Source organism: Deferribacter autotrophicus, assembly GCF_008362905.1.
In the GTDB taxonomy this organism is placed as follows: domain Bacteria; phylum Chrysiogenota; class Deferribacteres; order Deferribacterales; family Deferribacteraceae; genus Deferribacter; species Deferribacter autotrophicus.
On record NZ_VFJB01000006.1, the window covers coordinates 220,930 to 246,074 of the forward strand.

The 25,145-nt window shown below is 34.1% G+C and carries 26 protein-coding genes, 1 pseudogene and 1 riboswitch; of the genes and pseudogenes, 26 read left to right on the top strand and 1 reads right to left on the bottom strand.

What is annotated here, in order from left to right; all coding sequences use genetic code 11:
- Positions 1–94: 94 nt before the first annotated feature.
- From FHQ18_RS08805 to cobJ, 25 genes and pseudogenes are all read left to right on the top strand, one after another.
- Positions 95–826: an ABC transporter ATP-binding protein gene (locus FHQ18_RS08805; protein WP_149266802.1), complete on the top strand. Its 732-nt coding sequence runs from the start codon at positions 95–97 to the stop codon at positions 824–826.
- On the top strand, positions 771–1,568 hold the full coding sequence (locus tag FHQ18_RS08810; RefSeq protein ID WP_149266803.1) for an ABC transporter substrate-binding protein: 798 nt from the start codon (positions 771–773) through the stop codon (positions 1,566–1,568). Before FHQ18_RS08805 ends, FHQ18_RS08810 begins: the two co-directional genes overlap by 56 nt.
- Complete coding sequence (gene cobA, locus FHQ18_RS08815) at positions 1,565–2,338, top strand: uroporphyrinogen-III C-methyltransferase (RefSeq protein WP_149266804.1); 774 nt, start codon at positions 1,565–1,567, stop codon at positions 2,336–2,338. Before FHQ18_RS08810 ends, cobA begins: the two co-directional genes overlap by 4 nt.
- Entirely contained in the window at positions 2,314–3,015 is a 702-nt protein-coding gene (gene cobI / locus FHQ18_RS08820) for a precorrin-2 C(20)-methyltransferase (protein WP_149266805.1), read from the top strand. The genes cobA and cobI overlap by 25 nt, the downstream gene beginning before the upstream one ends.
- Complete coding sequence (locus tag FHQ18_RS08825) at positions 3,012–3,629, top strand: precorrin-8X methylmutase (RefSeq protein ID WP_149266806.1); 618 nt, start codon at positions 3,012–3,014, stop codon at positions 3,627–3,629. Before cobI ends, FHQ18_RS08825 begins: the two co-directional genes overlap by 4 nt.
- Positions 3,622–4,317, top strand: a complete 696-nt coding sequence (cobK, locus tag FHQ18_RS08830; protein WP_149266807.1) for a precorrin-6A reductase — start codon at positions 3,622–3,624, stop codon at positions 4,315–4,317. Before FHQ18_RS08825 ends, cobK begins: the two co-directional genes overlap by 8 nt.
- The gene (gene larE, locus FHQ18_RS08835) at positions 4,310–5,044 is read left to right on the top strand and encodes an ATP-dependent sacrificial sulfur transferase LarE (protein ID WP_149266808.1); all 735 of its coding nucleotides are present in this window, start codon (positions 4,310–4,312) and stop codon (positions 5,042–5,044) included. Before cobK ends, larE begins: the two co-directional genes overlap by 8 nt.
- Before the next feature lie 252 nt (positions 5,045–5,296).
- Positions 5,297–5,635 (top strand): P-II family nitrogen regulator, encoded by a 339-nt coding sequence (locus FHQ18_RS08840; RefSeq protein ID WP_149266809.1) that lies wholly within the window; start codon positions 5,297–5,299, stop codon positions 5,633–5,635.
- A gap of 9 nt (positions 5,636–5,644) precedes the next feature.
- A complete protein-coding gene (locus FHQ18_RS08845) occupies positions 5,645–6,952 on the top strand; it encodes an ammonium transporter (protein ID WP_149266810.1) in 1,308 nt (435 codons plus the stop codon).
- A 369-nt stretch (positions 6,953–7,321) separates the two neighbouring features.
- Positions 7,322–7,492: riboswitch (cobalamin riboswitch) on the top strand.
- A gap of 77 nt (positions 7,493–7,569) precedes the next feature.
- Entirely contained in the window at positions 7,570–9,603 is a 2,034-nt protein-coding gene (locus tag FHQ18_RS08850; protein ID WP_149266811.1) for a ribonucleoside triphosphate reductase, read from the top strand.
- A gap of 582 nt (positions 9,604–10,185) precedes the next feature.
- Positions 10,186–10,302, top strand: a pseudogene (gene nrdD, locus FHQ18_RS08855) (anaerobic ribonucleoside-triphosphate reductase); the annotation flags it as partial.
- Positions 10,299–10,985, top strand: coding sequence for a radical SAM protein (locus FHQ18_RS08860; protein WP_149266813.1), 687 nt, complete (start codon positions 10,299–10,301; stop codon positions 10,983–10,985). The pseudogene nrdD and the gene FHQ18_RS08860, both read left to right, overlap by 4 nt.
- Positions 10,982–11,695 carry a cobamide remodeling phosphodiesterase CbiR gene (gene cbiR / locus FHQ18_RS08865; protein WP_149266814.1) on the top strand — a complete coding sequence of 238 codons (714 nt, stop codon included), beginning with the start codon at positions 10,982–10,984 and terminating at the stop codon, positions 11,693–11,695. The genes FHQ18_RS08860 and cbiR overlap by 4 nt, the downstream gene beginning before the upstream one ends.
- Entirely contained in the window at positions 11,658–12,164 is a 507-nt protein-coding gene (gene cobU / locus FHQ18_RS08870; RefSeq protein WP_149266815.1) for a bifunctional adenosylcobinamide kinase/adenosylcobinamide-phosphate guanylyltransferase, read from the top strand. Before cbiR ends, cobU begins: the two co-directional genes overlap by 38 nt.
- Positions 12,161–13,234 carry a nicotinate-nucleotide--dimethylbenzimidazole phosphoribosyltransferase gene (gene cobT, locus FHQ18_RS08875; protein ID WP_149266816.1) on the top strand — a complete coding sequence of 358 codons (1,074 nt, stop codon included), beginning with the start codon at positions 12,161–12,163 and terminating at the stop codon, positions 13,232–13,234. The genes cobU and cobT overlap by 4 nt, the downstream gene beginning before the upstream one ends.
- 95 nt (positions 13,235–13,329) lie before the next feature.
- The gene (cobS, locus tag FHQ18_RS08880; protein WP_149266817.1) at positions 13,330–14,028 is read left to right on the top strand and encodes an adenosylcobinamide-GDP ribazoletransferase; all 699 of its coding nucleotides are present in this window, start codon (positions 13,330–13,332) and stop codon (positions 14,026–14,028) included.
- Positions 14,021–15,076 carry a pyridoxal phosphate-dependent aminotransferase gene (locus FHQ18_RS08885; RefSeq protein WP_149266818.1) on the top strand — a complete coding sequence of 352 codons (1,056 nt, stop codon included), beginning with the start codon at positions 14,021–14,023 and terminating at the stop codon, positions 15,074–15,076. The genes cobS and FHQ18_RS08885 overlap by 8 nt, the downstream gene beginning before the upstream one ends.
- Positions 15,069–16,511: a cobyric acid synthase gene (locus tag FHQ18_RS08890; protein WP_149266819.1), complete on the top strand. Its 1,443-nt coding sequence runs from the start codon at positions 15,069–15,071 to the stop codon at positions 16,509–16,511. Before FHQ18_RS08885 ends, FHQ18_RS08890 begins: the two co-directional genes overlap by 8 nt.
- The gene (gene cbiB / locus FHQ18_RS08895) at positions 16,504–17,433 is read left to right on the top strand and encodes an adenosylcobinamide-phosphate synthase CbiB (RefSeq protein ID WP_149266820.1); all 930 of its coding nucleotides are present in this window, start codon (positions 16,504–16,506) and stop codon (positions 17,431–17,433) included. Before FHQ18_RS08890 ends, cbiB begins: the two co-directional genes overlap by 8 nt.
- A 310-nt stretch (positions 17,434–17,743) precedes the next feature.
- The gene (locus tag FHQ18_RS08900) at positions 17,744–18,199 is read left to right on the top strand and encodes a precorrin-2 dehydrogenase/sirohydrochlorin ferrochelatase family protein (RefSeq protein WP_149266821.1); all 456 of its coding nucleotides are present in this window, start codon (positions 17,744–17,746) and stop codon (positions 18,197–18,199) included.
- The gene (gene cbiD, locus FHQ18_RS08905; RefSeq protein WP_246798717.1) at positions 18,178–19,173 is read left to right on the top strand and encodes a cobalt-precorrin-5B (C(1))-methyltransferase CbiD; all 996 of its coding nucleotides are present in this window, start codon (positions 18,178–18,180) and stop codon (positions 19,171–19,173) included. Before FHQ18_RS08900 ends, cbiD begins: the two co-directional genes overlap by 22 nt.
- Complete coding sequence (cbiE, locus tag FHQ18_RS08910; RefSeq protein ID WP_246798719.1) at positions 19,166–19,804, top strand: precorrin-6y C5,15-methyltransferase (decarboxylating) subunit CbiE; 639 nt, start codon at positions 19,166–19,168, stop codon at positions 19,802–19,804. The genes cbiD and cbiE overlap by 8 nt, the downstream gene beginning before the upstream one ends.
- A complete protein-coding gene (gene cobM, locus FHQ18_RS08915; protein ID WP_149266822.1) occupies positions 19,801–20,589 on the top strand; it encodes a precorrin-4 C(11)-methyltransferase in 789 nt (262 codons plus the stop codon). Before cbiE ends, cobM begins: the two co-directional genes overlap by 4 nt.
- Positions 20,531–21,334 (top strand): cobalamin biosynthesis protein, encoded by an 804-nt coding sequence (locus FHQ18_RS08920; protein ID WP_246798721.1) that lies wholly within the window; start codon positions 20,531–20,533, stop codon positions 21,332–21,334. Before cobM ends, FHQ18_RS08920 begins: the two co-directional genes overlap by 59 nt.
- Positions 21,327–22,088: a precorrin-3B C(17)-methyltransferase gene (gene cobJ, locus FHQ18_RS08925; protein ID WP_149266823.1), complete on the top strand. Its 762-nt coding sequence runs from the start codon at positions 21,327–21,329 to the stop codon at positions 22,086–22,088. The genes FHQ18_RS08920 and cobJ overlap by 8 nt, the downstream gene beginning before the upstream one ends.
- A gap of 230 nt (positions 22,089–22,318) precedes the next feature.
- Here cobJ and FHQ18_RS08930 read toward each other — a convergent pair whose 3' ends face one another.
- Positions 22,319–24,544 carry an ATP-binding protein gene (locus FHQ18_RS08930; protein ID WP_149266824.1) on the bottom strand — a complete coding sequence of 742 codons (2,226 nt, stop codon included), beginning with the start codon at positions 24,542–24,544 and terminating at the stop codon, positions 22,319–22,321.
- A gap of 133 nt (positions 24,545–24,677) precedes the next feature.
- On the opposite strand from FHQ18_RS08930, the gene mraZ reads away from it, so the two are divergent.
- Positions 24,678–25,142: a division/cell wall cluster transcriptional repressor MraZ gene (gene mraZ / locus FHQ18_RS08935; protein ID WP_149266825.1), complete on the top strand. Its 465-nt coding sequence runs from the start codon at positions 24,678–24,680 to the stop codon at positions 25,140–25,142.
- The last annotated feature ends 3 nt before the right edge of the window (positions 25,143–25,145 follow it).

Here is a 25,145-nt window from a genome sequence, read left to right on the forward strand (position 1 = left end):
ACTATTTGCGGTTGTTAATTGGTTATCTGTAAAAGTTGAAGTGATTGTAGGGGTTTGAGGTGATAACTTTACAGCAAAAAATGGTGTTATCAAGATGAATGTTATTGATGTTAAGAATTTGAATTTTGTACAAGGTGAATTTTATCTTAAAATTAAGCACTTGGAGATTAAAAAGGGTGAAAAAGTGGCTTTACTTGGTGAAAACGGAGCGGGTAAAAGTACATTTTTTAATCTTATTTCAGGTATTTATGATAATTACGAAGGTGAAATTGATATAAACGGTAAAAATATTAAAGATTATTCCAGTTTGGAGCTTGCAAAAGCGATTTCCTATTTACCTCAGTTTTCAGAGATAATTTTCGGATTTAGTGTATTTGAGACGGTTTTATTTGGGAGATATCCGAAAACAGGGGGGAATTACGGCAAAAAAGATTATGAATTGACGGAGCAATGGTTAGAAAAGCTAGAATTGAAAGATTTGAGAAATAGAAAGTTTAGAGAACTTTCGGGTGGGGAAAAGAGAAGAGTAATGCTGGCAAGGGTTTTTAATCAGGATAGTGATGTGGTTGTTCTCGATGAGCCTTTTTCAATGATTGATGTCAAGTTTATTAAAACTATCAGGGGATTACTTGATGAATTGGATAAGACAGTAATTTGTTCTGTCCATGACATAAATCAGGTGAGGGGCGTTTGCGATAGAGTGGTGTTTTTGAAAAAAGGTGAAATAGCCAAATCTTTGAAGATGGATGAAGTAACCAGGGAGGTCTTGAGTGAGATTTTTGAAGTCGATTTTAATAATATTAACGGTTATTTTCTGGCTGTGTAAATACAGTTTTGCCTATGATAGAGTTGTCATTTTGTCTCCGGCTGCTGTTGATATCTTTTCAAAACTCGGATTGGATGACAGTATAGTCGGAGTTACGAGACATATAAAAGAGTTTAAAAAAGCGAGGAAAGTTGGATCTCATATAAAACCTAATATTGAGATTATTGCATCATTAAATCCTGATTTGATAGTCTATTCCAATGAAAAATATTTTCCAAAGCTGCTCAAATCAAAAGTAGATGCAAAATTTTATAGATATGATCCAAGAACCGTGGAAGAGATTTTTGAAAAAATTCTGGAGATTTCAAAGATGATGGATGTACCCCAAAAAGGGGTACGGCTAGTTGATGACCTTAAAGTGAAATTGAAGAAGGTTAAAAAGTTAAGAAAAATACCGAAGGTTGTTTATGAAGTTATGTATGTGCCATATATGGTGGCAGGTGAAAAGAATATTGTCTCGGATGTGATCAGGAAAGCAGGTGGTATCAATCTTGTAAAAATTAATAGAAAACTTGTGAGGTATTCTTTAGAGAAGGTGTTGGCTTTAAATCCAGATATATACATATATCAAGTTGGACCTATGAATAAAAAGGCTGTGGCACCTGAAAAAAGGTTGGAGTTTAAAAGTTTGAAATCCAAATTTGTGGAAGTGGATGAGCTCCTTTTTTCTAGGGGGAACAGCCACACTATAGATGCCATTTTGCAGTTAAACGAAATTTTTTATAGATGGAGTAATGAATGAGAAAATTGGTAATTGTAGGAGCGGGAGTAGGCAAAGATTTAATTACGGTAAAGGGGTTAGAGAAGCTAAAAGAAGCTGATGTTATTTTATATGATAGACTTGTGGATGAGAAGATTCTGCAAGATTTGAATTGTAAAAAGATTTTTGTGGGTAAAACTCCATATAAACCGAGCTGTAGTCAATGTCAGATTAATAGTTTGATTGAAAAGTATCTGATGGAAGATAAAACCGTTTTACGTATAAAAAGTGGTGATGCGTCCATATATTCAAGAAGCCTTGAAGAGATTGATGTGGCAAGGGGGTGTGAGGCTGCTATTGAGATCATTCCTGGAGTAACTACTGTTTCTCATCTGGTAGCAAAAATTGAGACTGCTCTTACTGCAAGAGATGTTTCATCTGGAGTGATTTTTATCACAGGACATAAAAAAGAGGGGGAGCTTGAGCAGGCTTACAACTGGAAGGCGTTGGTGGATTTAAACATGAGTATTGTGGTATATATGGGGGTAAAAAACTTTTTGACTATATTGAAAAAACTTGTTGAAAACGGATTGAAAGAAACTACCCCTGTTGCCATAGGTGAGAAACTTGAATATCCCGATGAGAAGATTTTAATTTCCACAGTGGGTGATGTTTTAAAGGGTGGGTTCAAAATAAGCTATCCCTCCATAATGCTTATTGGAGAAGTAGTAGGTTATTCCAACCGGTTTTTAAAAGAAATGAGGCGAAAAGGTGAGGTGTGTAACAAATGCAAAGAAGGATTTATGCCCTAGGATTGGGGCCTGGGGATTCCGAATACATCAGTGTCAAAGGGGTAAATGTTTTAAAATCATGCGATTTGGTGGTGGTGCCACAATCGGATAAAACGGGTAGAAGTGTTGCAAAGGAGATTGTGAAGCAATACGTAAGTGATGAAAAGATTTTTATGTATTTCTTTCCGATGAATAATGATAAAGAGCTCCTTGATAGAAGATATTCTGAATTGGCTGAAAAGATAGAGCAGTTTTTGAATGAGGGCAAAAAAGTATGTTATGTGACAATCGGTGATTTATCCATTTACAGTACTTTTAATTATCTTTATGAAAAGCTGAAAGAAAAAGAGATTAAAGTTGAAAAAATAGCAGGCATTCCTTCTTTTATTGCAGCGGCAAACAGGATAGATGAGAATATAGTGATTAAAGGGGAGTCTTTTTGCGTTGTTGAGATGGAGAGAGATGGCAGGATGCTGGAAAAAGTTGTGAGTCTTTTTGATACAGTGATTGTTATGAAGGTGCATAAGAGATTGAAATTTTTAATAGAGTTTGTACGAGAAAATAAAATGGTGGAAAAAGCTTATCTTGTGGAGCGATGTACTTTGGATGGTGAAAGGGTTTTTGATCTTTTAACTGATGAGGTTCCTGAAAATGCTGGATATTTATCCACAGCTATTTTGTACAGGAGAAAAGGATGAAAAAAGGGGAAATGATTGAGAAGGAGAGTTTTGATATTATAGAACAGAATGTGGATCTTTCAAATTTTAGTGAAGAAGAGAAAGTGGTAGTAAAAAGAGTTATACATGCTTCTGGAGACTTTGAGTTTGCAAAATTGATATATTTTTCAAAAGAGTGGTTAACAGATTTTAAAAATATTCTGGGAAAAAAGCCTTCTGTGATTTGTGATGTGAATATGGTAAAATCAGGTATTACGGAAAAGTATCTAAGAGTTAGCGGACTGAAAACTTATTGCTTTATTTCTGATGACGAAGTTATTAGGAGAGCTAAGGAGCTTAATAAAACTCGGGCTGAGATTTCAATGGAATATGCCTTTGATAGGTTTGAGAATATAATTTTTGTAATCGGCAATGCTCCTACCGCTTTGTTGAAAGTAATTGAGATGAGCAAAGATAGAGATGATAAAGCTGTATTTGTGGTCGGTATGCCTGTGGGGTTTGTAAAAGCTGCAGAATCTAAAAAAATGCTTGCAGAATCTCCTATTCCTTGCATTACAAATTTCGGGACAAAGGGTGGTAGCGGTATTGCCGCTGCTGCATTCAACGCTTTGATAAAGGTATGCTATCATGTTTGATAAATTACTGATTTTAGGTGGGACTTCTGATACTCATAGGTTTTTAAATTCATTAGAAAGTGATAATTTCATTATAACTGTGGCAACCGAATATGGATATGAGCAGTTTTCAAAAAAATATGGTAAAGATAAGGTATTGTTAATAAAATTTGATGAGGCAAGTTTAGAAAAGTTTATCAAAGAAAATAAAATTACTAAAATTATTGATACCACGCATCCTTACGCAAAAGTGATAACAGAAACAGCTTTGAATGTGTCAAAGAAGTTGAATATAGAGTATCTGTCGTATGTTAGAGATGATGATATTAATGTTGATTATGAAAAAGCTATATTTTTTAGTAATATTAAAGAAGTGATAACTTTTTTAAAAGAAAAGGATTTTAGGAGAATTTTATTTACAATTGGAAGTAAAATGATGAAAGATTTTGCATTTTTAAAAGATAAAGCTTATGTGCGTGTTTTACCTTTTGAAAATTCCATCTACGAAGTGAGAAAATATGGATTTGATTATGATAAAATTATTGCCATGCAGGGACCGTTTTCAAAGGATTTTAATGTGGCACTGATTAAAGAGCTTAAAATAGATCTTCTTATTACGAAAAAGAGTGGAAAGGCCGGTGGTTTTGAAGAGAAAATAGAGGCTTGCGAAGAAACCGGAATTTATTGTATTGTAATTGATAATGAATAATAAGCTAAAGGAATATTTTAAAAATTTTAAAACTGCTATTGTTGCCTTAAGTGGTGGTGCCGATAGTTCTGCGGTTTTAAAATTGGCTACAGATTACTTAGGAAAAGAGAATGTTCTAGCGGCAACTTGTGTTAATTTTAATATGTTTGTTTATGAGATAAATTTTGCCTATAAAGTAGCCGATCTGCTGAATGTGGCATGGAAACCTTTTTATGCAAAACTTGCCAATGAGCTTTTTACAGATGATAGGGATAAATGTTTTTATTGTAAAAAAAATATCTTGGGAGAACTGGTCAAAATAAAAAAGGAATTCGGGATTGATGTTATTTTTGACGGATCAAACACTGATGATTTAGCTGATTATAGACCTGGAATGAAAGCAATAGAGATGTTTAATATTAAATCCCCGTTGTTGGAAAATGAGCTTGGAAAAGAATATGTTTCTGAAGTTATTAAAAATTCTGTTTTGAATACACTCTCATTTCATACTCAATCATGTATTGCTACGAGAATTAAAATGAAGAATGCCACAGTGGAGGATATGAGAAGGATTGAACTTGCAGAAGATAAATTAAGAGAGAAGTTTCCTGATATAAGAGTGAGATATTTTGGTGATTATTTAAAAGTGGAATTTAAAAGAGATCGTATAATCGGTGGGTTTGATAGACGCTTTATTTTTGAAGTTTTAGAAAAAATTTTTGGCGAAAAGATAAAGATAACAATTTGAAAAATTAAAAGTTTTTCCAATAACATTTTCAACATTTCTGTTTTCAATCAGGCTTTCTGTAAATAATGGTTATAGCAATGTATAAAAAAGCACCATCAATAGATTAAAAAATAGACATGTTATTGAATATGATAATAACATAAATCACTAATCTTAATAATATAATTTGATAACTATTTGATATTAAAGTGGTTTGGAAAAACCATAAATGTTGGCATGTGTGTTGCTTGTTGATTTTTAAGGAGGTGGCGTATGAAACTTGTTAAAGCTGTTATTAAGCCATTTAAACTTGATGACGTTAAAGAAGCACTTGTTAATCTTGGTGTTAAAGGGATGACAATTTATGAGGTCAAAGGTTTTGGGAGACAGAAGGGGCATTTTGAGCTTTACAGAGGAGCAGAATACGAGGTGGAGTTTGTGCCAAAGGTAGTAGTGGAAGTGGTGGTGACTGACGATATGGAAGAACAGGTTGTTGAACAGATAATGCAGTCAGCTCATACAGGGAAAATTGGTGATGGAAAGATATTTGTTATGGATGTTTCAAAGTGTGTGAGAATTAGAACCGGTGAGATTAATGAAAGGTGTTTATAGGAGGTAATTATGAAAAGAATATTTTTCTCAATAATTTTTATACTATCTTATAGCATTTTGTTTGGTGCAGATGATGCTATAGATGCAAAGCAAGTACAGACAAATCTTGACTGGTTGTGGACTTTAATTGCTGCATTTCTTGTATTCTTTATGCAGCTTGGATTTGCGATGGTAGAAACAGGTTTTACCAGAGCTAAAAATGCTGTGAATATTATTATGAAAAACCTAATGGATTTTTCTATGGGAGTTTTAGGATTTTTTGCCGTTGGATTTGCTTTAATGTTTGGTAAAAGTTATGGTGGCTTGATTGGTACAGAAGGTTTTTTCCTGCTAAACTGGGGTCCTGGCGATAACTGGACACTAGCATTCTTTTTGTTTCAAGCAATGTTTTGTGCTACAGCTGCAACGATAGTTTCTGGAGCAATTGCAGAAAGAGCGAATTTTAAAGCATATCTTATTTTTAGTTTTCTTATGTCGGCGATAGTTTATCCTATTTTTGGTAGCTGGGCATGGGGTAGTCTATTCCATGGTAATGGGTGGCTTGAGAAATTAGGATTTATAGATTTTGCTGGTTCCACTGTAGTTCACTCGATAGGTGGTTGGGCAGCCCTTGCAGGAGCCATTGTTTTAGGACCAAGAGTTGGAAAATATTCAGCAGATGGTAAAATCAGAGCTATTCCAGGGCACAATATACCACTTGCTACTATTGGAGTTTTTATCCTTTGGTTTGGATGGTATGGCTTTAATGTGGGTAGTGAAACTGCTGCTGATGCCGCTTTACCATTAATTGCTCTTAATACAACACTAGCACCTGCAGCTAGCTCCATTACAGCGCTGGTGGTTACGTATAACAGGTATAAAAAATTTGATGCAGGTATGGCTTTAAACGGTGTTTTGTCTGGACTTGTTGGGATAACAGCTGGTTGTGCCAATGTGACTCCATTTGCTGCCATTTTGATAGGGGTTGTTTCAGGGGTTGTTGTTGTATATTCAGTACTCTTTTTTGAAAAAATCAAGGTTGATGATCCTGTGGGTGCTATATCTGTACATGGCGTCTGCGGAGCTTGGGGGACAATCGCAGCCGGACTGTTTAATTATAACTTTGAACAAAGAGCATGGGAGCCGGTATTTCTATCTCAAATTATAGGGGTTGTGGTGGCTTTTATATGGGGTTTTGTAATAAGCTTTATACTTTTTAAAGTGATAGATAAAATAAACAAATTTAGAGTATCAGAAGAAGAAGAATTTCTAGGACTTGATTTATATGAGCATGGAATAAAGGCATATCCGGAATTTCCTATAAGTCATATAAAATAAAATTTAAGTAAGGGGGGAATCCCCCCTATTTCTAAAAAATACCAACTTCATAATTTTCATTATTACATAATGAGTACTGAAAAATAAATATATGAACTAACTGGAATCATCCTGATTTTTTATGAGCAGGAGAATTATTTTTTGGGTTATCAATTAGTTAATCTGCAAGAAATTGAGGAAATACATTTTTTTTATTCTCACAAAACATCCAGTTTTGCTGTGAGGCAAATGCCTCTAAAACCGCCGTCTGTGGCAGTTTTATGGGCATTTGAACCAGAAAAATGTTTTTCCTAAATTTATATAAATGAGGTTTTTTACAAAAATGAGGTGACACCAGAAATCATATCACTTCCAAAATTTCAAATTTTGTGTTATTATATAACTGCAGGTTACGGGAAGTCCGGTGAGAATCCGGCGCTGCCCCCGCAACTGTGAGCCTGACGAAAGCCCATTAAGCCACTGTCCGGCTGTGGTCGGATGGGAAGGCGGGCGAGTAGGATGAAGGCGAGCCAGGAGACCGGCCTGCTAAAAAACCTACGGAGGGTAGGATGAGTGTTTTCTCTCGTTTCTCTTAAGTCCTGATTTTTACCCCCTTAAAATTTAATCTGGAGGTTAATGTGATAGAAAAAGTTGTAAAGCGTGACGGTCGTATTGTGCCTTTTGACTATGAAAGGATTGCAAATGCCATTTTTAAGGCTGCAAAGGCGGTTGGTGGTGAAGATAGAAATATAGCCAACAGACTAGCTATCGAAGTTTCAAAGATTGTGGAGGAAAAATATGGAAATATAGGCGTGGCCACTGTGGAAGAAATCCAGGATATCGTGGAAAAAGTGCTAATTGAAAATGGTCATGCCAAAACGGCAAAAGCTTATATTTTATATCGTAAGAAAAGATCGGATATGCGAGAATTAAAAAATGCAATGGATGATGCCTTTGATTTAATAGATGAGTATATTGGAAATGCCGATTGGCGAGTAAAAGAGAATAGTAATACGACGTATTCATTACAGGGGTTGAATAATTACATCTCATCTACAATTACTGCAAAATATTGGCTCAATAAAATTTATCCGGAAGAGATAAAAGTAGCTCACGAAAATGGTGATTTTCATATTCATGATCTAGGAATGCTTTCGGTTTATTGCTGTGGTTGGGATTTGAGAGATTTGTTGTTGAAAGGATTTAAAGGTGTGGAAGGGAAGATTGAAAGCGCACCTCCAAAGCATTTTAGAAGTGCTCTTGGGCAAATTGTAAACTTTTTTTACACTTTGCAGGGGGAAGCTGCAGGTGCCCAGGCCTTTGCAAATTTTGATACGCTTCTAGCCCCATTTGTATATTATGATAAGCTGAGTTACAAAGACGTGAAGCAGTGTATTCAGGAGTTTGTATTTAATCTTAATATTCCAACAAGGGTAGGATTTCAAACCCCTTTTACCAATCTGACTTTTGACTTAAAAGTGCCATCAATATATGAGAATGAAGCAGTGGTAGTGGGGGGAGAATTAAAAGATAAGACATATGCCGAATTTCAAAAAGAGATGGATATGATCAACAAAGCGTTTATCGAGGTGATGTGTGAAGGGGATGCTAAGGGGAGAATTTTTACCTTTCCAATTCCTACTTATAATATCACAAAAGATTTTGACTGGGATAGCGAAATCATTACAGAACTGATGAAAATGACAGGGAAGTACGGTATCCCTTATTTTGCAAATTTTGTAAATAGCGATATGAGTCCAGATGATGCTAGAAGTATGTGTTGTAGGCTTCGACTTGATAACAGAGAGTTGAGAAAAAGAGGAGGTGGATTGTTCGGTGCAAACCCGCTAACAGGCTCCATTGGGGTTGTGACCATAAATCTTCCAAGAATTGGGTATCTTGCTACAAATGAGGATGATTACTTCAAAAGACTAAGCGTGCTGCTTGAGCTAGCTAGAGAAAGTTTGAAGATTAAGAGAAAAACTTTAGAGAATTTAACTGAAAAGGGGCTTTACCCCTATGCAAAATTTTATCTTGCAGAAATCAAAGAAAGGTTTGGTCAGTACTGGAAAAATCATTTTAATACCATTGGAATTGTGGGGATGAATGAATCTTTGCAGAATTTTATTGGTGTGGATATTGTTCATGAAGAAGGGGTGGAGTTTGCCATTAAGGTATTAAATTTTATAAATGAAAAGATTTCGGAATTTCAAATGGAAGATGATATGCTTTACAATCTAGAAGCAACACCAGCTGAAAGTACAAGTTATCGTCTTGCTAAAATTGATAAAAGCAATTTTCCAGATATTGTGACAAGTGGTAAGGAGAAACCTTATTATACAAATTCCACACAATTACCCGTGAACTATAAACTGGATATGTTTACAGCTTTAAAACATCAGGACAGATTACAAACACTTTATACCGGTGGAACGGTATTTCATCTTTTTTTAGGTGAGTCTGTGGAAGATCCTGATTCTTTGAAACAGCTTGTTAAAAAGATAGCTTCTCAGTTCAGGTTACCTTATTTTACGATAACTCCGACATTTTCAGTATGTCCGATACACGGGTATATATCCGGAAGACATTTTGAATGTCCTAAATGTAAAGAGGAAAAAATGTATGAAATAATGAGTGAAATAGAAAGATTAAAGTCATTACTGGAGAACTGATGGAAGTAAGAATTAAATTCTTTGCTAACGCTCACAATAACAACATGTGGTGCTGGCGTCACCCATTTTTTATGAAAGAGCAGTAATTTTATGTATATTATTAGTAGATTACGTAGTAAAAACAGAGGAAAAACATTGTTCTCATTCTCGTGGCACATCCAGTGCCACTTGCGAGGCAGGTTTCGGGGAATTCGCCATCCATGGCAATTTTTTGGAAACCTTCAGGGTGTTGCACATAGTGTTGGGATACATCCTGTGAGCTATTTTAGCAGTTATTATTTGTTATTTTAAAAGCTGATGTTTATTTTTTGTGCTACACCCTGAACCCGAAAAATGTTTTTCCTCTGTATTTTAGCGTTATTTTGTAAATTTTGGGGTGACGCTAGTGTGTGGTGTCATTGTGAGACTGAGCACATTGGTGTAAGACTTTGTGATTTGTAAAAATTTAGCAAGCAGTGATAAAATCGTGCGAGATGTTTGGGACAAAGCAATATTGTAAAAAGTAATAGGAGGATTGTTATGAAAAAGGAAGAAATTTTGAAAAAAATAACTGAGCTGGAAAGTAAACTCAAAGATATTAAAGGTGAGAAGTGTGAGGTTTATTCAAGAGTGGTGGGGTATCATAGACCTGTTCAAAACTGGAATGAAGGTAAGCAGGAAGAATTTGGAGAAAGGTTTGAGTACGGATTTGAACAATGATTGTGGCAGATTTCGAACCTGTCTCACTAAATGATTTCCCAGGTAGAATTGCAACCGTGGTATTTATCCACGGATGCAATCTGTTGTGTAGATTTTGTTATAATAGAGAGTTGGTATTAAAAAATTTTGCATATGTGGATAAAACGAAAGAATTTTTTAAATTTCTCAAAGAGAACGGTATCAAAAGTGTGGCTATAACGGGGGGAGAGCCACTGTTTCACCCAAATATTTTTGAGTTTTTATACGAGCTAAAGGGAGATGGAATAGAAACAAAACTTGATACAAACGGCTTTTCGTCAAAAAAATTAAAAATAGCCCTGGACGAAAAGCTGTTGGATTATGTGGCTGTGGATGTTAAGGGTTTTTCGGATGAAGAGATAAAATATATTACAAGATGTAATTTAAAATTCAGGTATTTTGCTGATACTTACAGATTGCTGAAAAAATATGGTGTACCGTTTGAATTGAGAATAACTGTCTGGAGAGATTTTCAGAAGGAAACTTTGAAGAATTTTTTTATGCTGATTGACAGTAATGATAAGGTGGTCTTACAAAAGCCCATTGTTGATAAACCTTTACTTGATAAAAGGTTTGAGTCTCAATTAAAAAGAATTGATTTCGAAAGGAACGTGGAAGTTTTTATGTCTTATTTTCCAAAAACAAAGGTGAGAAATATTTTGTGAAAGAGATACCACTTTTGGCAACAACCTCTTTTATTTATTGCGATACAAGGGTGATGAATGTTTTAAGATTAATGCATCTGTTTGATGAAATAGAGCTATTGTATTTTGAAAGCAGGAGAATGTTTGATGGAATTGATGAAAACGAGCTTTTATTGCTAAAAAAATTAAATATCAGGTATTGTCCTCATCTTCCTTATGATAGGGATTTAAGTCGAAAAAGTGATTATGAAGTAATAACCGATTTTGTAGGAAATCTTACGAAACTACCTGTTTCATTTTTCTTTCTACATTCAAACGGAAAAGATTATAAAAATATAGAAGTTTTGGCAGAAAAGTGTCCAATGGTCTTGGTGGAAAATGTCAAAAATACTAAGATTTTTGAAGATTTGTTTGATACGAAAATAAATTACTGCCTTGATATTGGGCACCTACTGACGGTAGGTGAAAATCCTTTTGAGATTATTAAAAAGTATGGAGAAAAAATTAAATATATCCATTTACATGGGGTTAAAAATGGGGTTGATCATCTGGAACTGTATCATCTGGATGAAAAATTATTATTATACATTATTGATTTTGCTATAGAGAAAAAGATTGGTATTAGTCTGGAGTTGTTCGGTTTTAAAAGGTTGCTGGATAGTTTAAACTATTTATTGGAGGTTTTTGAAAAGCATGGTTACGCTTATCACAGGTGGTATCAAAAGTGGTAAAACTTCTTATGCAATAAAACTTGCTTTGACTTATGAGAAGAGGATTTATCTTGCCACAGCAGAGCCTTTCGATGAAGAGATGAAGAAGAAGATAGAGAGGCATAGGGCAGAAAGAGAAAATAGATTTGATACAATTGAAGAACCTGTTGAGATTGTAAAGGTGCTGGGAAGTATTAAAGATTGTGATGTTGTTGTTTTGGATTGTTTAACAACCTGGGTTAATAACTTGATGTATTATAAAAGAGATGTTGATAACTATTTCAAAGAATTGACAAATTTACTGCCTGAAATTTCTTATAATTTAATAATAATTACAAATGAAGTTGGATTGGGAATTGTGCCTGCCGGGCAAGAGACAAGAAGATATGTAAATTTTCTAGGTATTATTAATCAAAAAGTGGCAGCGGTTGCAAATAATTGTATTCTGATGGTATCAGGAATACCGGTGAAAATAAAGGAGGAGATATGACACTACAAGAGATTATTTCAAAAATTGAATCGGTTGATAGTGAAATTTTTGAAAAGGCAAAAGAAAGGACTTCGCAGTTAATTATGCCACCAAGGGCAATGGGGGTGTTGAACGATATTTCTGAAAAGCTTTGTGCCATTGCATCAAACATGAAGCCTGAGGTGGACAGAAGGGCTGTATTCGTGATGGCAGGCGATCACGGAATTGTGGAAGAAGGGGTAAGTGCATTTCCGCAGCAGGTTACCTGTGAGATGATCAAAGCTTTTGTAAACGGTATTGCTACCATAACTGTTCTTGCAAGGCAAAATAACTGTGCTGTGGTAGTGGCTGATGTGGGTTCTAAATGTAAGATAGATGAGAAAGAACTATCCGGAAAAAATAAATTTATTGTAAGAAAGGTTAAGTTTGGTACGAACAATTTTACAAAAGAGCCTGCTATGACAAGAGATGAGGCTATTCAATCAATACTGGCAGGTTTTGAAATCGCTTCCAGAGAGATTGAAAAACAAAACCTTAATGTGATAGCAACAGGTGATATGGGGATTGGTAATACTACTCCATCTTCAGCTATTGGTGTTGTGATTACTGGAAACAGGGTGGAAGAGATGACCGGCAATGGTACAGGTATCCCTTCTGAGATGTTAAAAAAGAAGATTGAAGTAATAAAGAAGGGTATTGAGCTTCACAAACCAAATCCTGAGGATGGCATAGATGTGCTCTCAAAGGTCGGTGGTATTGAGATTGGAGCAATAGCAGGGGTTATACTTGCTGCTGCATATCACAGAATTCCTGTTATAATCGATGGTATTATATCTACAGCTGGTGCTCTTATTGCTTACAAACTTTGTCCTACCGTGTTAGAATATATGTTTGCAGGACACAAGTCTGAAGAGCCGGGGCATATAAAAATGCTTGATTATTTAGGTTTGAAACCATTATTACAGCTCAATATGAGGCTTGGCGAGGGTACTGGAGCAGTTCTTGCAATGCATATACTTGATGCTGCAGCAAGAATCATAAAAGAAGTGGCAACTTTTAGTGAGGCAGGGGTAAGTGAAAGCAAAGTGTAATAGTAGTGACAAGTGTTAAGTGATAAGTAACGAGTGACGATTAACAGATTACAATGTGTGAGGAACGTATAACGCGAGAGAGGTTATGAAAGATAATGTTAGCTGATTTTAAAAATGCAATATCCTTTTTGACCATTGTGAGATTGAAAAGTGATGATTTTGATGCAAAAGGTGCTTTGCGTTTTTTCCCTCTTGTTGGATTTTTGATTGGTTTTTTGGTATTTTTAATCAGTTTGTTTAATACACCCATTACTCCAATTTTGATGATTATATTTAGTGTAGTTATTACGGGTGGACTTCATCTGGACGGACTTGCTGATACAGCTGATGCTTACTTTTCTGGTCGCTCTAAAGATGCAATGCTTAAGATTATGAAAGATAGTAGAATTGGAACGATGGGAGTACTTGCTTTAATACTTATTTTGATATCAAAACTTTATGCCTTTGAAAGCATAAAGGAGGGGATGGCTATCATACTTCCTTTTGCCTATGCTAGAGCCGGCATGCTTCATCTTATTCATAACTTAAAATATTTAAGAGATGATGGGACAGGAAAATCTTTCTTTGGTAGGTTAGAAACAAAAGATTTCAATTTGGCATATATTATTTATTTTTTATCAATTTTTGGGGGATTTGGATTTTTTATTATTTTCAACATTGTTTATTTTATATTGCTTATTTTGTTGAAGAATTATCATTTGAAAAAAATAGGTGGTGCAACCGGTGATATCATCGGAGCATCATGTGAAGTAATTGAAACGGTTTTACTTTTAACAGGAGTGTTCATTGCTTGATTTTTCACATGGCGGAAATGTGTATCTCTTTGCAGAAAAACTGGGATGTAAGCCTGAAGATTTAATTGATTTGAGTAGTAATATTTCGCCATTTATCGATAAATTTATTCTAAAAGAGACCCAGAACTATTTCAAATTTTTTCAATTTCTCCCAAGTTCTCATGGGTATTTACTAAAGAAGGAAGTGGCAAGACAGTATGATATATCATCGGACCAAGTGGTTTTAGGAGTTGGAACGAGTGAATTAATAAAAAATATTTGTTTTCTGTATAAAAACAGGAAATGCTTGATATTCCCACCCACTTATATCGATTATGAAAAATACGCTACCATTTATTCCTTGGATATTAATTTTTATTATCTGAAAGAAGAGGATGAATTTGAATTACATTGGGAGAAGATAGATTTTTCAAAATATGAACTGGTTTTCATATGTAATCCTAACAATCCCACAGGAAAAGTTATTCGCAAAGATGAGCTAATTAAAGTTGTGAGTTTGTATCCTGATACTTTGTTTGTGGTAGACGAATCTTACCTTCCTTTTTTGATAAATGAAGATGAAATGACTCTGTTGGGTACGGAATATAACAATTTATTAGTTCTAAGGTCTTTTTCAAAGATTTATGGTATGGCAGGAATTCGAGTGGGGTTTGCGTATTCTAAAAACGCCGGGTTAATTAAAAATATTGAGCGATATAATCTTGAGTGGGGGATAAGCTCCATTTCAGAGCAGATAGGGATGAAACTTTTGTCGATAGATACAAAAAAAATTGCTAAACAAATAGATGAGATAAAACGTAAATTTTTTGAGAGATTGATGCAGCTTGATGGTATCAAAGTTTATCCTTCAGATACAAATTTTTTACTTATTAAACTGTTAGAAAAAGATAGCGATTATGTTATCAATGAATTGTTAAAGGAAAAAATTCTTGTTAGAAACTGCAAAAATATCAGAGGGCTTGATGATACTTTTATCCGCATATCTGTAAAGGAAGAAGAAAAGATGGATTATTTTATTAAGGTTTTTGAAAGGGTTTTAAATGGGTAAGAAGAAGCATATAATGATTCAGGGGACAGGTTCTGGTGTAGGCAAAAGTATTTTGGTTGCAGGGCTTTGCAGACTGCTTACAAATAAAGGATATAAAGTGGCACCTTTCAAAGCTCAAAATATGGCGCTCAATTCTGGAGTAACTTTTGACGGGCTTGAAATGGGAAGAGCACAAATTTTGCAGGCTGAAGCGTGTAAAATGTTGCCTGATGTCAGAATGAATCCTATCCTTTTGAAGCCTACCGGTAAAGGGATGTCTCAGATCATTAGACTGGGTAAACCTTACAAAACTGTTTCTTATAGGGATTATTACAAATTGTATAATGAGAATTTGCAGGTTGTAAAAGAAGCATTTGAATCATTGGAAAGGGAAAACGATTTTTTGGTCATTGAAGGGGCGGGTTCACCTGCTGAAATAAATCTTCAAAAATATGATATTGTGAATATGAAAATGGCAGAGATTGCTGATGCAAAGGTTTATATTGTGGGTGACATTGATAGAGGAGGGATCTTTGCTTCTTTCAAGGGTACTTATGATTTAATTGAGGAAAAGTATAAAAATTATATTAAAGGGTTTGTTATTAATAAGTTTAGGGGGGATTCGTCCCTTCTTGAGCCAGCATTTGGACTTTTTAAATCATATTGTCCCATACCGATTAAAGGGGTAATCCCTTATTTTGAGCATTGTTTAGAAGATGAAGATTCTCAAGGGTTGAAAAATAGTGTTGATAAGAAAAGTGCCGAAATAAAGATTGGTGTCATAAAATTGAAATATTTATCAAACTTTACTGATTTTTTACCTTTACAGATTCTGGATAATGTAATGTTGAAATATACGGATGATCCTGATGATCTTGATAGCTTCGATGCCATCATAATTCCTGGCTCGAAAAATAGTATCCTTGATATGAAATTTTTAAAGAAAAAAGGGCTTTTTGAGAAGATAAAATCATTATACGGGAAGAAACTGATTATGGGGATTTGTGGTGGATTTCAGATGTTGGGAGATGAGATTATTGATGAAGATGGTGTAGAAGATGCTGGGAATATGGATGGTTTCGGATTCGTGCATATGAAAACTTTATTTGATAGAGAAAAGATTTTGAGAAGAAAAGAGTATATAGCATCAGGTGATTATTTCACTGGGAAGATTTCGGGTTATGAAATTCACCATGGTAGAAGTATAATACATGATGATCGTGTGGAAAATTTATTAATCGAAAATGGGTTGCTTATTTATGATAGGGAAAATAGAGTTATCGGCACTTATCTGCATGGGATTTTTGAAAATGCAGATTTTATAAAGTTCTTTTTTAAGCTTTTAAATAAAAATGTGGAAATTTCCAAAACATATTTTGAGCTGAAAGAGGAGTCTCTTGAGAAGCTTGCATCAATGCTAGAAGAAAATTTGTGGAAAAATATAAAAAATGATTGATCCTCTAATTTTAGCGGTATTACTGGATATTATCTTCGGAGAATTACCAAACAGGTTTCACCCTGTGGCTTTAAACGGGAGAATGATCTCGTATTATGAAAAGATTTTTTATAAAGTAGAAAATAGAGTTTTTGGTGGTACTTTTCTTTTCATTGCATCCCAATTAACCGTTTTGTCAGTGATATATTTGCTTTCAAAGATGTTTAAAGGAAATCAGTTTCTTCTTTTTTCTTTCAAGACATTTGTTTTTTACTCATTTTTATCAATAAAGGGGATGAAAGATCATGCAATGGAAATTTTTTATCTCTTGTTTCATGATGTAGAAGAAGCAAAAAAGAGATTGAAATATATTGTGAGCAGGGATGTGGATGGGATGGATGAGGAAAAGATAGTAAAATCAGTGGTGGAATCTGTGGGGGAAAATTTTAATGATGCCTTTTTTGCTCCAATTATATATGCAGCTGTTTTTGGAGTTTATGGCATTGCATTTTATAGAGTAGCCAATACACTTGATGCGATGGTAGGATATAGAAATGAAAAGTATGAAAAATTTGGTAAATTTTCGGCTAAGATGGATGATATTTTAAACTATGTTTCGGCAAGACTGCAGGTTGTACCACTCATTTTATCGGCAGGATTGCTTTTTAAAAGGAGTAAAGAGGCGTTTAATGCTTTTTTAAAATTTAGAAATGCTTTATCAAGTCCGAATGCAGGGTGTGGTATTTCCATATTTGCCGGTGCCCTCAATATTACACTAGGTGGAGATACCTATTATTTTGGGAAACTCATTAAAAAACCTGATATTGTGGGTGGAGATGAGAAAGTAACTCCTTTTAAAATTTTAGATGCGGTGGAATTGTATTTTTCCGCTGCAATATTGACTTTAATATTTTATGCAGTTTTGAAGTTGCTATGTGTATAATAGAAATTAAAATGATTAATGAGAAAAGGTGTTGGTATCATCACATTTTTTGATAGTTATTTAAAATATTATTATGTATCAAATGATTATGTTGAAGTGTTTATGGAAAAACATTTTTTTCATTCTCGCAAAACGTCCAGTTTTGCTCCGAGGCAAGCTCCTCTAAAACTGCCGTCCATGGCGGTTTTATGGGAACTTGAACCCAAAAAATGTTTTTCCATAAACACAAATTTAAAACTGTGTAAAAAAATAGGATGCACCAGGAAAAAATATTGTTGTATGAGTAAAAAATAGGTAGGTATGAGTTTGTATGTATCCGTTGATGTTTAAATTAACTGGGAAAAAAGTGGTTTTTGTGGGCGGGGGAAAGGTGGCCAGTAGAAAAATCAGATCTCTGCTTACACTCTCAATGCCTGCAATTACGGTTGTTTCTGATAGCATTGATGATAGTTTAAAAAAACTCTGTGATGAAGATAAGATTTATTGGATACAATCAAAATTTGATGAAAATGTTATAGATGAAAAATTTGATTTTGCCTTTATTTGTACAAATGATAAAGAGACTAATGAAAGGGCAGCTGATTTTTTTATAAAAAAAGGAATTCCTGTAAATGTCTGTGATGATAAGGAACTTTCAACATTTTTCATGCCTGCAGTGTTTGAAGAGAAAGATTTTGTAGTTGCGATTTCTACAAAAGGTAAATCCCCTACTGATTCTAAAGAAGTAAAGGAGCTATTAAAAAATTGTCTGAAGAAAAGAAGTTGAAAACTGGGATTACAACAGGCACGGCTGCCACAGCAGCAGCAAAAGGAGCTTTAATAAAAATTTTGAAAGGTGTGATTCCTGATAAGGTGGATGTTGTTTTGCCTGATAAAAGAATTTTGGAAATTCCGTTGATTTTGAAGAATGATATGGTAGGTGTAAAGAAGTGGAGTGGGGATGATCCTGATGTGACGGATGGAATTGAAATATTTGCAAAGGTGGATTTCACTAAAGATGATGGTGTGGTTCAGATAAAAGGTGGAGAAGGTGTAGGGGTGGTAACTAAACCGGGCTTGCAGATAAAAGTTGGAGAGGCTGCCATAAACCCTGTACCAAGGCGAATGATTGAAGAGAACTTGAAGCCTCTTTTACCAGAAGGGGTTGGGGTAGAAGTAACCATCATAGTACCTGATGGTGTCAAAATAGCTGAGAAGACATTTAATAGCAGACTGGGAATTGTGGGTGGGATTTCGATAATAGGTACTACAGGGATTGTAAAGCCTATGAGTTTAGAAGCTTTAATCCAGACAATAAAATGCGAGATAGATGTTTTGCTTGCCTCAAAAGTAAAGGATATCTGGTTGGTGCCTGGAAATATTGGGGAAAAGTGTTTAAAAGCTTTTATGGATGTAGAGACAGTTATTGTAAGCAATTATTTTGAGGATGCATTAAATTATTTAAGAGAGAGGCAGGTTGAAAAAGTTGGTGTGGCAGGTCATCCAGGGAAAATTGCAAAACTTGCCATGGGTTATTTCAATACTCATTCAAAAAATTCACCTCAGGCAAATAGTTATATAAAAAAAGTTTTAAATGTAGACGACGATTTTAATACTGTGGAAGAGATTTGCGGCAAGTACTGTTTTGATAAAATAGCTGAAGAAGTTAGTAAAAAAGTGAAAGAGCGTTATGGGTTTTCAAAAGTGGATGTGGTACTTTTTGATATGAAATGCAGGTTGGTGGGGAAATTCTATGATTAAAAAAAATATTTATATCATTTCTGCCGGATGTGGAGATAAGGAATATCTTACTTTGAAGGCGGTTAGAATTGTAGAAAAAATGGATTATCTTATAGGACCTGAAAGGTTTAAAGATTTTTTTCCACAGAAAAAATATATTGTTACCAAAAGAGTTGTGGAAGATACTGTTAAAATTATAGAAAATGATGTAGAAAACCTGGTTGGTGTGGTGGTGTCCGGTGATGCAGGTTTTTTTTCCTTAGCAAAAATTCTATATAAAAAATTTAGTGGACGTATTGCTGAGGTAGTGCCTGGGATATCCAGTATGCAAGCAGCCATGGCAAGACTTTGTAAATCCTATGAGAATGTGGAATTTTTTTCTATACATGGGAGAGACAATGATACTTGGGAGTTGTTGAAGGAGAAAATATCATTTTGCCTAAATTTTAATCACAACCTTTACATCCTTTGTGATAACAGCAATTCCGCTTTGGAAATATTGAAGAAAAATATATATCTTATTGATAAATTTAGAGTATTTGTTGTTAATGATGTAGGGATGGATACGGAGAAGATTGTAGAAGTGGATTCTTTGGAGAGAATTAAACAAGAATCCTTGAATCTTCATGCACTGTATTTGGAGGTAAAATGATAGATAAAAAGGTATATTTCATCGGAGCAGGCCCGGGGGATGCAGAGCTGATTACATTAAAGGGGTATAATATATTGAAACATGCAGATGTTGTGATTTATGCAGGTTCCCTTGTGAATAAAGAGATTTTAAAATATGCCCCTGCTAATGCCGAGTTTTTTGACTCTTCATCCATGAATCTGGATGAAATTGTGGATAAAATGTATAAATCTTTTAAAACCGGTAAAATTGTTGTTCGTTTGCATACCGGTGATCCATCCATATATGGTGCTACTTACGAGCAAATGATAGAGCTTGATAAATTGGGGGTACCGTATGAAGTAGTACCCGGAGTTACTTCTCTTTTTGCTGCTGCGGCTAAGTTGAAAGTCGAATTAACAGCACCAGATATATCTCAGACTATTGTTATTAGTAGAGTGGAAGGAAGAACTGGAGTACCGGAAAATGAGGCTCTTGACAGGCTTCTTTCTCACGGTGGAACTTTTGTGTTTTATCTTTCAGCTAAAAATGTGGAAAAGATTAAAGATAAGTTTTTGGAAAAAGGGTGGAGTAATGATACACCTGTGGCCATATGCTACAAGGTAAGCTGGGATGATGAAAAAATAATAAATTGCACGATAGAGAATTTGCCTGACAAAATGGAAAAAGAAGGTATTCGTAAGCATGCCTTAATAATTGTGGGAAATGTTTTGGATAAATCTTTGATTAAACAATATTCAAAACTTTATGATAAGGATTTTGAACATGAATACAGAAAAAAAGGTAGCCGTAATAGCGATAACTAAAAAAGGGTGTATTCTTGGAAGGTTGATTAGTTTACAACTTAAAGCAGATTTTTTTGTGCCTGAAAAATTCTTCCCTGAATTTGGTGATAAATCTTTTGATTCTCTAAAAGAGGTATTTGCACACTGTTTTAGTTATTATGAGGGAGTCGTGGCTGTTATGGCACAGGGGATTGTTTCCAGGATGATAGATGGTTTATTAAAAGATAAATTCAGTGATCCTGCGGTGGTTGTTTGTGATGAGGTTGGCAGGTTTGCTATCAGCATGTTATCAGGACATGAGGGTGGAGCAAATGAACTCACTTTTCTGGTTAGTTCCATAACGGGAGCTGAGCCTGTGATAACAACAGCCAGTGAGGCTAATAAGATTTATGTGGCAGGTGTGGGGTGTAGAAAAGGGGTATCCAAAGAAAAAGTGATAGATGCCATTAAAGAAGCGGCAAAGCTTGCCAATATAAACTTGAGTGATTTAAGGGTTATAGCATCCTGCTGGCATAAGATAAATGAGGAGGGATTATTAGAAGCTGCAGAGGAGCTTGGGTGTTATATCCGTTTTCTACCTAAACATTTATATGAGAACGATCTGTACAATTTTAAAGAGAGTAGTGCAAATAAATATCTGGGGATAAAAGGTGTGGCAGAGCCTTCTGCACTGCTATCAGCAAGAAATCCGGAGCTTGTTTTGAGAAAGACCATTTTTGATAAGGTCACAGTGGCCATTGTGAAAGAGAGGTTGATAAATGGGTAAGCTGTTTGTGGTAGGTGTAGGACCAGGCGGTATTGATTTGATAAGTGAAAGAGGTGTTCTTGCAATAAAGAAAAGTAATTTGATTTGTGGCTACAAAAGATATGTGGAGTTGATTACAGATTTAATTAATGGGAAGGAAATTTTCACAAATAGTATGAAAGGTGAAATGGAAAGAGTAAAATTTGCCATAAATAGAGCGAAAAGGGGTGATACCGTTTCTCTTGTTTGTGGTGGTGATGCATCTTTGTATTCTTTGGCTTCTCTTGTTTTTGAGATGAGCGATGGTTTTGAAAATATTGAGGTTATACCAGGGATAACTGCTGCAATGGCAGCTAGTGCGAAGCTTGGTGCACCCATTTGTGAAGATATTGTGTTTTTATCCCTTTCAGATCTCTTAACCCCCTGGAAGGTAATAGAAAAAAGAGTGGATGCCATCAATTTTGGAGACTTTGTTACTGCTATTTACAATCCCAGAAGTAAAAAACGAAAAGATTATTTAAAATTTGTATTGGAAAAGTTTTATCAAGAGAGAGGAGATTTGATTTGTGGAGTGGTGAAAAATTGTGAAAGAGAAGATGAAGAAGTTAAGATTTGGCGTATTAGTGAATTTGAATACGATTTTGTTGATATGTCAACCATCATTATTGTAGGTAACACTAAGACTTATCTTGAAAATGATAAAATGATTACTCCCAGAGGTTATTTGGATAAATACAAAGAGTTCAATGTTCAAAGTTCAGGGTTCAAAGTTTAATTTCGTGTAAGTGGAGGTGTAGGTGAAAGTGAGCATGCATCCACACCTACACGCCTTGAGGTTGTTGCACAATGAAATTGCTAAATCTAAAACTCACTGATAGATAATAGACTTTTAATTTTTGCACTCTCAGAATAACAACCTTTTCGTCATTCTGAGGGTTAGCGAAGAATCTGTAAAATATCAATTAGTTGTGTTTTACTAAAATGAAACTATGCAACACCCTCTATCTATAATTTTTTGATAGGAAATGATAATCTAAACGTAGTACCTAAACCTAGTTTTGATTTAAAAGTGATGCTTCCTCCTATTTCATTTATAAAAATTTTTACTGCATAAAGTCCTAATCCAGTTCCTTTTTCACCCTTTGTAGTGAAAAATGGTTCAAAAATTTTATTCTGTAAATCTTCAGGAATACCTTTACCTGTATCAGAGATTTCAATTATAAGTTTGTCATTTTTTATATATTTTTTCAGTGTGATTTCACCACTATCTTCTATGGCATCTCTTGCATTTAAAATAAGATTCAGTAAAGTCTGAGTAAATCTTTCCTCATTTAACTCAATTGCTACACCTTTGTCATGTAGAATCATGTTAAATTTAATATTTTTTCCTACTATTTGAGAGAAAAATTCTTTTTTGCTTGTTAGAAAGTTGTCGATAAAAATAAGTTTTTTCCCATTTGAAATTCTTGAAATGTTTAGCAATGATTTTAAAAATGTAGAAGATTCTTCAGAGACCTTAATTATTTTTTTGATTATATCTTTTTGTTCTTCTTTTAGAGTATTATCTATTTTCAAAATAGAAGCATAATTAATAATTACACTTAAGATATTGTTCATATCATGAACCACACTGTTTACAATATTTGAAACAATCTCATCCTTTTGTATTTCATTAATGATCCTTTGCTGCTTAACTTTTAATGTATTATCTAAAAATAATGCTACATAGCATGTTTTGTCAGTTAGAATGATTTTTTTTAGATAAATATCCAGGATTTTATTATCAATCAAATTATCCATATCAAAGAACGATTCTGACATATTGTTACTTTGCATAAAATTGGTTATGAGATCTTTTATTTTAGAATCTAAATTGTTTAACTGCATGACTTTGTAATCGTATCCTAACCAGTTTTGAAGTGTTTTATTGATAAAAACAGTTTTTTCATCAATCATGAGGATGCCGTTTGGTGAGTTTTCCACTACAGTAAAATATAGATTTTCGTAAAGGAGTTTAGAATTTATTGATTGAATTGTTTCTGTAAGATCAAGTCCAAAAAATAAACATTGTGTTTCTGAATTAAATACGGGATAAATATCAAAAAGGATAGTTTTGAAACCACTTTTCGTTTTAATGTTAATTATATTGTCTTCCATAGGATTTGAAAATTTTATGCAATTATCTAAAAGGGCTACAATGTCATCTTCTATTAAAGAGTTTATGTCGTGGATATCTGTTATGCTAAATCCCGTTATAAGCTCTGCGCCTTTGTTCCAAAATCTAATTTCTTTGTTTTTATTCACTGTAAAGATTAAAAAGGAGGGGATGTCAATCATTGCTTTTAAAAGTGAATTGTAGCCTCTGAGTTTTTTATTTGTTCGAATAGTTATAAAGAAAACTAATATAAAGAATATGAGAGATGCAACTAATACTGTGATAATTATTATAATACTTATATAGTCTGATAAAGACACAGGTTTTGTTATGTAAAACCATTTGTCTATTAAATTATCTAATTCTCCTGATGTTTTAAGTTTTAATATATGGAGATCTAGTAGTTTTTTTAAATCTTTATTCTTTTTAGGAATAAAAAAAGCTATTTCTGCTTTTTTAAAGAATAAAGGTTTGTTCTTTACTGAGATAATCTTAAACTTTCCTCTGAATTTTGTATAAATCAGGTTGAGTGAATTGAAATAATCATTTAAAAGCCAATCTATATGGTCATATTCAAGTGCCTTGAATGAGTTAAGTGTGCTATCAAATACGTTTATTTCAAGGTATGGGTGTCTTTTTGAAAGTTTTAACACAAATTCATGTCCAGTTGCATTTCTTTTAACACCTACTTTTTTGTTATATAACTCATTTATACTACCGTTAAAATTGTAAGGGACTACAGCCACTATTCCTGTTTCTAAATAAGGTGTAGAAAATAATCCAATTTGTTCTCTTTCTTTAGTTTTATAAAGTGCTCCTACTGATAAATCACAGTAACCATATTTTACAGCATTGATTAAACCTGAGAAGGTGCTTTCAATGAAAGAGCAATTTAAGTTATTTGCTTTGCAAAAGCTTGAAATAATATCATACTCTAATCCGCGTAATTCACCTGTATAATCTCTGAAAATAAACGGTTCATAATCTGTATAATATATTTTTAATTCTTTAGCCAATAATATTGAGGGGAATAAAATTAGTATAAAGATTAAATAACGACATAACCTAATGTTCATAAAGAAAATATATCATATACAAAAAGATATTCAACAAAATCTCTAAAAACTTTTTCCATGAAATTTCCTTGACAGGTATGGTATAGGTCGTGTATTATTTGTTATGAAATGGTATAAATTGGAATAAAATGTTATGAAAGTTGCTAGCAGCTTCAAAGGGAAATCGATTCATACCATAAACGACTCGGGTCGAATCAGTATTCCTGCGAAGTTTCGCGATGTTTTAAAATCTAAATACAATGATGATTCTTTAGTTTTGGTTAATTTGGGGAAATATTTAGCAGCATATCCGTTAAAAGAATGGGAAAAGGTAGAAGAAAAATTTGAAGAAAATCCACCTAAGAATAAGCAAGCTGCTAAATTAATGAGAAAGCTGTTTTCCACTGCTGAAGATTGTGCTCTTGATAAGTTGGGCAGGATATTGATCCCTCCCCACTTAAGAAGTGATGTTGGCTTAAATGGGGAGTGTGTAATTGTGGGGATGATGAACAAAATTGAGATATGGCCAAAAGATGTATGGGAGAAAGAAGTTGAAGATGTGGATATGAGCTCTCTTATGGATGAGATGGGCGACATTTATCCAGAAATAACGTTGTAGACC

What these genes read in the sequence shown, in the direction of transcription:
- cbiE (WP_246798719.1), top strand. Translation starts at nt 19,166, where the DNA reads ATGATTAAAAAAAATATTTATATCATTTCTGCCGGATGTGGAGATAAG.
- cobU (WP_149266815.1), top strand. Translation starts at nt 11,658, where the DNA reads ATGGTTACGCTTATCACAGGTGGTATCAAAAGTGGTAAAACTTCTTAT.
- FHQ18_RS08845 (WP_149266810.1), top strand. Translation starts at nt 5,645, where the DNA reads ATGAAAAGAATATTTTTCTCAATAATTTTTATACTATCTTATAGCATT.
- cobA (WP_149266804.1), top strand. Translation starts at nt 1,565, where the DNA reads ATGAGAAAATTGGTAATTGTAGGAGCGGGAGTAGGCAAAGATTTAATT.
- FHQ18_RS08805 (WP_149266802.1), top strand. Translation starts at nt 95, where the DNA reads ATGAATGTTATTGATGTTAAGAATTTGAATTTTGTACAAGGTGAATTT.
- mraZ (WP_149266825.1), top strand. Translation starts at nt 24,678, where the DNA reads ATGAAAGTTGCTAGCAGCTTCAAAGGGAAATCGATTCATACCATAAAC.
- cobM (WP_149266822.1), top strand. Translation starts at nt 19,801, where the DNA reads ATGATAGATAAAAAGGTATATTTCATCGGAGCAGGCCCGGGGGATGCA.
- cobS (WP_149266817.1), top strand. Translation starts at nt 13,330, where the DNA reads ATGTTAGCTGATTTTAAAAATGCAATATCCTTTTTGACCATTGTGAGA.
- FHQ18_RS08840 (WP_149266809.1), top strand. Translation starts at nt 5,297, where the DNA reads ATGAAACTTGTTAAAGCTGTTATTAAGCCATTTAAACTTGATGACGTT.
- FHQ18_RS08930 (WP_149266824.1), bottom strand. Translation starts at nt 24,544, where the DNA reads ATGAACATTAGGTTATGTCGTTATTTAATCTTTATACTAATTTTATTC.
- FHQ18_RS08890 (WP_149266819.1), top strand. Translation starts at nt 15,069, where the DNA reads ATGGGTAAGAAGAAGCATATAATGATTCAGGGGACAGGTTCTGGTGTA.
- FHQ18_RS08860 (WP_149266813.1), top strand. Translation starts at nt 10,299, where the DNA reads ATGATTGTGGCAGATTTCGAACCTGTCTCACTAAATGATTTCCCAGGT.
- larE (WP_149266808.1), top strand. Translation starts at nt 4,310, where the DNA reads ATGAATAATAAGCTAAAGGAATATTTTAAAAATTTTAAAACTGCTATT.
- cbiB (WP_149266820.1), top strand. Translation starts at nt 16,504, where the DNA reads ATGATTGATCCTCTAATTTTAGCGGTATTACTGGATATTATCTTCGGA.
- FHQ18_RS08920 (WP_246798721.1), top strand. Translation starts at nt 20,531, where the DNA reads ATGATAAGGATTTTGAACATGAATACAGAAAAAAAGGTAGCCGTAATA.
- cobT (WP_149266816.1), top strand. Translation starts at nt 12,161, where the DNA reads ATGACACTACAAGAGATTATTTCAAAAATTGAATCGGTTGATAGTGAA.
- FHQ18_RS08900 (WP_149266821.1), top strand. Translation starts at nt 17,744, where the DNA reads ATGTATCCGTTGATGTTTAAATTAACTGGGAAAAAAGTGGTTTTTGTG.
- cobI (WP_149266805.1), top strand. Translation starts at nt 2,314, where the DNA reads ATGCAAAGAAGGATTTATGCCCTAGGATTGGGGCCTGGGGATTCCGAA.
- FHQ18_RS08825 (WP_149266806.1), top strand. Translation starts at nt 3,012, where the DNA reads ATGAAAAAAGGGGAAATGATTGAGAAGGAGAGTTTTGATATTATAGAA.
- cobJ (WP_149266823.1), top strand. Translation starts at nt 21,327, where the DNA reads ATGGGTAAGCTGTTTGTGGTAGGTGTAGGACCAGGCGGTATTGATTTG.
- cobK (WP_149266807.1), top strand. Translation starts at nt 3,622, where the DNA reads ATGTTTGATAAATTACTGATTTTAGGTGGGACTTCTGATACTCATAGG.